The organism is Homoserinimonas sp. (assembly GCF_056262345.1).
Map to the genome: position 1 here is coordinate 1 of NZ_JBACFR010000244.1, position 5,503 is coordinate 5,503.

At 65.5% G+C, this 5,503-nt stretch carries 5 protein-coding genes and 1 pseudogene; 3 read left to right on the forward strand and 3 right to left on the reverse strand.

Going from position 1 to position 5,503, the window contains the following annotated elements:
• Nucleotides 1-2,164 (forward strand): ATP-dependent Clp protease ATP-binding subunit (locus tag AC062T_RS11690; RefSeq protein WP_476030221.1); only part of this gene is annotated, 2,164 nt, incomplete at its 5' end.
• Between the two features lie 30 nt (nt 2,165-2,194).
• On the opposite strand, the gene AC062T_RS11695 is transcribed toward AC062T_RS11690, so the two are convergent.
• Nucleotides 2,195-2,485, reverse strand: a complete 291-nt coding sequence (locus tag AC062T_RS11695) for a DUF4287 domain-containing protein (RefSeq protein WP_476030222.1) — start codon at nt 2,483-2,485, stop codon at nt 2,195-2,197.
• A gap of 52 nt (nt 2,486-2,537) precedes the next feature.
• Entirely contained in the window at nt 2,538-3,722 is a 1,185-nt protein-coding gene (locus AC062T_RS11700) for a RimK family alpha-L-glutamate ligase (protein ID WP_476030224.1), read from the reverse strand.
• A 25-nt stretch (nt 3,723-3,747) separates the two neighbouring features.
• Here AC062T_RS11700 and AC062T_RS11705 point away from each other — a divergent pair, with 25 nt between their 5' ends.
• Nucleotides 3,748-4,242 (forward strand): ATP-dependent zinc protease family protein, encoded by a 495-nt coding sequence (locus AC062T_RS11705; RefSeq protein ID WP_108515698.1) that lies wholly within the window; start codon nt 3,748-3,750, stop codon nt 4,240-4,242.
• Nucleotides 4,243-4,476: 234 nt separating this feature from the next.
• Entirely contained in the window at nt 4,477-5,244 is a 768-nt protein-coding gene (locus tag AC062T_RS11710) for a hypothetical protein (RefSeq protein ID WP_476030227.1), read from the forward strand.
• 17 nt (nt 5,245-5,261) lie between these two features.
• Here AC062T_RS11710 and AC062T_RS11715 read toward each other — a convergent pair.
• A pseudogene (locus AC062T_RS11715) lies at nt 5,262-5,503 on the reverse strand (hypothetical protein); the annotation flags it as partial.

Consider the following 5,503-nt stretch of genomic DNA (forward strand, 5'->3'; position numbering starts at 1 on the left):
CCAGGTGGCCCGTGCCTTCGGCTCGACCTATATCGACCCTGAGCACGTGTTCTTTGCGTTTGTTGTTAACCACGACTCTGCCGCCGGTCGAATTCTTGCCGCCCACGGCGTCACGCCGCAGGCTCTGCAATCTGGTCGCGCGGCGGCTCCAGACGCAGCCGGCGCTGGTGCCGCGGCATCCGAAACTCCCACGCTCGACACCTACGGCGTCGACCTCACGGCTCAGGCCCGAGATGGGGGTCTCGACCCTGTCATCGGCCGTCACGACGAGATCGAGCAGACGATCGAGATACTCTCCCGGCGAACCAAGAACAACCCGGTCCTGATCGGCGAGGCGGGTGTCGGTAAGACCGCTGTCGTAGAGGGCCTCGCCCAGGCAATCGTCGACGGCAGCGTGCCCGAGCAACTGCGCAACAAGCGTCTTGTCTCCCTCGATCTACCCGGAATGCTTGCCGGTGCGCGGTACCGCGGCGACTTCGAGGAGCGCCTGACCAAGCTCATGGAGGAGGTCAGCGCGCACAAGGGCGAACTCATCATCTTCATCGACGAGCTCCACACCATTGTGGGGGCCGGGGGTGGCGGCGATGGAGGCGGAATGGATGCCGGCAACATCCTCAAGCCTCGCCTTGCCCGCGGCGAGCTGCACCTGATCGGCGCGACCACCCTGAGCGAATACCGCAGGGTGGAGAAGGACTCCGCTCTTGAGCGGCGGTTCCAGCCTGTGACGGTTGCCGAGCCCAGCGCGGAGGATGCCGTGCAGATTCTGGCCGGGCTGCGCTCGCGCTACGAGGAACACCACGGTGTGACCTACACGGATGCTGCCCTCCAGGCTGCCGTCGACCTGTCGTCGCGGTACATCAGCGACCGGTTCCTGCCCGACAAGGCGATCGACCTGATCGACCAGGCGGGGGCGCGGTTGCGCCTGCGGCTCGGGTTGCGGGTCGACGTCGCTGCCCTCAAAGAGCAGCTCGCCGAGGCGGTCGCGTCAAAGGATGCGGCCGTCGCCGAGGAGCGCTACGAGGATGCTTCCGCGCTGCGGGACCGCATCGACGAGCTTCAGAAGGCGGTAACCGCAGCCGAGTCGGGTACCTCAACGGGCACCGCGCCCGCCGTGATCGACGCGGAACAGATCGCCGAGATCATCTCTCGTGCGACGGGTATCCCCACGACCAAGCTCACGGAGGCCGACCGTTCGCGCCTCGCGCACCTCGAAACCGAGTTTCACGAGCGGGTGATTGGCCAGGATGACGCTGTCACCGCAATCGCCCGAGCGATCCGTCGCAACGGCACAGGACTCGGCGACCCGCGTCGTCCCGTCGGCAGCTTCCTCTTCTTGGGCCCGACGGGTGTGGGCAAGACCGAGCTCGCCAAGGCGCTCGCCGAGTCGCTGTTCGGCACCGAAGATTCGATGCTTCGCTTCGACATGAGTGAGTTCGGTGAGCGGCACACCGTGAGCCGGCTGGTCGGGGCTCCTCCCGGATACGTCGGATACGACGAGGCTGGGCAGCTCACGGAACGGGTTCGTCGCAACCCCTACTCGGTGATTCTGCTCGACGAGATCGAGAAGGCCCACCCGGACGTGTTCAATCTGCTGCTGCAGGTGCTCGACGACGGGCGCCTTACCGACGGCCAGGGCCGCACGGTCGACTTTCGCAACACGGTCATCGTGATGACCTCCAACATCGGGTCGGAGTTTCTCGCGAGCCGCAGCGGAGCCCTCGGCTTCGTCGCTGACTCCGGCACAGAAGCCGACAACGGGTTCGGCTCGGAGAAGGCTCTGCGCGACCGGGTGATGGGCAAGCTGCGCGAGTCGATGCGGCCCGAGTTTCTCAACCGCATCGATGAGATCGCGCTGTTCCGCAAGCTCGACAAGGCGCAGCTCCGCACGATCGTGCGCCTGCTGCTCGCGGGCACGGAGGCGCGCCTTGCTGCCCAGGGCATCCGGCTTGTGGTCTCGGATGCTGCGGTCGACCAGATCGCTGACGAGGGCTACCAGCCCGAATACGGTGCGCGGCCGCTGCGACGCGTCATTCAGCGCCGGGTCGACGACCGGGTGGCGGAGATGCTCGTGGCGGGCGACCTCGCCGAAGGCGGAACCGTTCGCGTTGGCGTCATCGACGGCGACCTCATGGTCGGGTCTGACGCCGTGATGCTCGCGGCCTAGCTAGACCAGCATTACAGCACCCCGGTCGGCTCATCCGGGGGGTTTGCTTGCTGCGCCGTCGAGCCAGAGGGTGGTGCTCGCATCGCTGTGGGCGCCATCCGTGCCGACGTGCTTGTCGCTGATCGTCGCCCCCTTGGTGATCACATGGACCAGGGCCATCGCATGGCCGCGCCCGAGGTCGTAGTCCTCTTTCAACCATTCCACGATCGGCGCCGCCTTGGTGCCGGGGCCGAACCCGCGTTTCTCGGCGAGCGCTATCAGCTGCCGCGGGGTGAGCCCCGTCTTCGCTTCGATGGTGTCGAGGTAAGCCTGAAACGACATACAGATCGCCTCCTTTAGCCGGTGAGGCTCACGAGACTAGCGCGCACAACCGTCAGCTGGCTTCTTCTGCCTTCTTCGGAAGCTTGCGCACCCTGGCCCGGCGACGGGTCGGGTTGAGCGAGCGCATCTCTTCTGTCTTGCCGAAGCACAGCAGGCGGTCCTCGGGCTGCAGCACTTGGCGCGCGCGGGGGTTCGGAATCACGGTGGTTCCGCGGTTCAGAGTGAGCACCGTGATGTCGCGCTCCAGCAGGCCGGATTCGCCGAGGGTCTTGCCCACGAGGTCGGCGCCCGAGTGGACGACAAGTTCGGCAACACCGTAACCGGTCGAAACGGCCAGACGCTGGCGAATGTCGATGTCGGGGAATGCGACCTCATTGGAGATGTAGTCGATGATGGCGCCGGCAACGTCGAGCTTGGTAGCCGCCTCGATGCCCTGCAGTCCGGGGGAGGAGTTGACCTCCATCACGAGGGGGCCGTCGTTGCCCTCGAGCATGTCGACCCCGGCGATCTTAAGGCCCATGATCTGGGCGGAGCGCACGGCGGCGCGCTCATACTCCGGCGTCAACTCAACGGGCTCGACCGAGCCTCCGCGGTGCACATTTGACCGGAACTCGTCGCCGACCGCGCTGCGCCGCATCGCCGCAACAACACGGTCACCCACGACGAGAGCGCGGATGTCGCGGCCACGACTCTCGGCAATGAACTGCTGAATCAGCACGTTCTGTTTGGTGGAGTGCAGAGTCTCGATGATCGCCTCGGCGACCTTCGCATCCGGGGCCAGAATCACACCGATGCCCTGGGTGCCCTCCAAGAGCTTGATCACGACGGGCGCGCCGCCGACCTGCTCGATGGCCGGCCGCACATCCGCCCGGTTGCGCACGAACGCGGTCGCGGGCATGGCGATGTTGTGGCGGGAGAGAATTTGGGTCGCCCGCAGCTTGTCTCGCGCATTGACGATGCCGTTTGCGGTGTTCGGCGTGTAAACATCCATCTGCTCGAACTGGCGAACCACGGCGGTGCCAAAGTAGGTGATCGAGTTGCCGATGCGGGGGAGAATCGCGTCATAGACCGAGAGCGGGCGCCCCCTAAAGTGCAGGTCCGGCTCGGGGCCGGCAAGGTCGATTGCGAACCGCAAGGTGTTGAGCACCTTGACGGTGTGCCCGCGCTGCTGGGCAGCCGAACGAAGCCGCTGAGTCGAATACGACTGTGGCGCGCGAGAGAGGATGGCGAGTTTCATTGGGCAGCCCTGAGATGATGGGGGGATGACAGAGAACACCTATCTAAGCACCATCGTCGGATGGCGCGAGTGGGTGAGTCTGCCGGGTGTGGAAGTGCCCTGGATCAAGGCAAAGCTCGACACCGGGGCACGCACCTCAAGCTTGCACGCTTTTGATGTCGAGGTGTTCTCCGATGGCCCAGCTGGGTCTGATACTGCGACCGAGCAGGTGAGGTTCTCAATTCACCCGTGGCAGGAGTCAGAGGCCGACGCCGTCACCATTGTGCGGCCCGTCCACGATCGCCGGGTGGTGCGCAGCTCTTCCGGCCACGAGCAGGAGCGCATCGTCGTGCTGCTCGACGTCGCCCTCGCCGGGCGAACCGTCACCGCCGAGGTGACCCTCGCCAACCGTGACTCGATGGGGTTCAGGATGCTCCTGGGCCGCGAGGCGCTTCAGCAGGGCTTCATCGTCGACTCGTCGCAGTCGTTCGCGGCGGGCCGTGCCCCGCGCGAGATTCGCAGAGCCAACCGCGGCCGCTAGGCTGCGCCTTTTGTGCCATCGGCCCATGAGTGGCCACTTTCGGCACCAAAACTCTTCTTTTGGCGCCGAAACTGACCACTCACGTGCGGGGATGCCGCCCGGGAACCCGAGCCAGCCAAGAATGCCCGACTCGCCCCGGGAATTACGATGGATGCTCAGGTAGTGATGGTGGTTTGCTCCTGCGGTCGATAGCATCCCCGAAACGATCGGCATCACCCGTCACCGAGGAGCTTCATGTCCCGCGCAACGACTCGACGTCTTCATCCTCTCGGGGGTGTAGTGGCGCTTGCTGCACTTGCACTCACCGGATGCACCGGCGCGAGTGGTGGGGCGGCCCCCACACCGGAAGCATCGCCGACACCACTGCATGCCGAGGCGCAAGCAGTTTCGGGCACGGCCGCTACGGGATCGCTCTCGTGGACGAACTTCCCCATTCCTACGGGCGCGCGCTCTGTTGTCATCGACTTCGAGTGCGATGGCAGCGGGCCATTCACGGTCGAATTGGGCGACACCATGATGCTCGGAACAGCGCCCATTTCTGGTACGTGCGGCATCGCCGATGTCCTCAGCTGGCCGATCTCTCTCAACACAGGGCATACCTTGGGGGTCAGCGTGTCGGAGGGGGCCAGGTGGGTGGCGACTCCGCACTTCTCGAAGGAGGAGTTTGTCTCAGACGCGAAACTCGCGTCTGACTGTGCGTCGTTCTCCAGCGCCTATAGCGCCATCGTGAATGCCGACCAGGGGCTCGAGTCTTACCAAGCATTCGGCGAAGACGAGTGGCGGGCGAGGGTGAGCGGAGCTGCCATTGAACTTCGAGCTCTTGCCCTAACCTCCTCGCCGTCCCTGGCTAGGGCATCCGTTGAGCTCGCGGCCAGTGTGGGTGATCCCGCGCTGAAGCCGGGCAGCGCGACAGCTGCGGCCGAGTCTCCCGTGGCAGCAGTTCGGGCTTTCTGCGACCGCAACCAATCGCCGATCGGCATCTTGGCCGAGTTCGGAGGGTGACGTAGCCCTCGCGACCGCTAGACCCGTTGCCACGCCGTATTACTCGGTGATGCGTGGTCGAGGTGCCAGTCGACCGGGTCGCCGGCTGGTTCGAGAACATCACCGAGCCACCAGGTCTCGTCCGGTCCCCATCCGGCAAGTACGGTGTGGCCGCCGCCGGCCGGCAGTGCACGACCGGCGGTGCTGAGGTAGCCGCTCACCGTGAGGTGCACGGCGTCGACGTCGCCCGCAACGGCGCTCCAGTCCGGAAGCAACCACG

Bases quoted from the DNA above. Each gene is read 5' to 3' on its own strand.
- AC062T_RS11705 (WP_108515698.1), top strand. From the start codon at position 3,748: ATGACAGAGAACACCTATCTAAGCACCATCGTCGGATGGCGCGAGTGG.
- AC062T_RS11710 (WP_476030227.1), top strand. From the start codon at position 4,477: ATGTCCCGCGCAACGACTCGACGTCTTCATCCTCTCGGGGGTGTAGTG.
- AC062T_RS11700 (WP_476030224.1), bottom strand. From the start codon at position 3,722: ATGAAACTCGCCATCCTCTCTCGCGCGCCACAGTCGTATTCGACTCAG.
- AC062T_RS11695 (WP_476030222.1), bottom strand. From the start codon at position 2,485: ATGTCGTTTCAGGCTTACCTCGACACCATCGAAGCGAAGACGGGGCTC.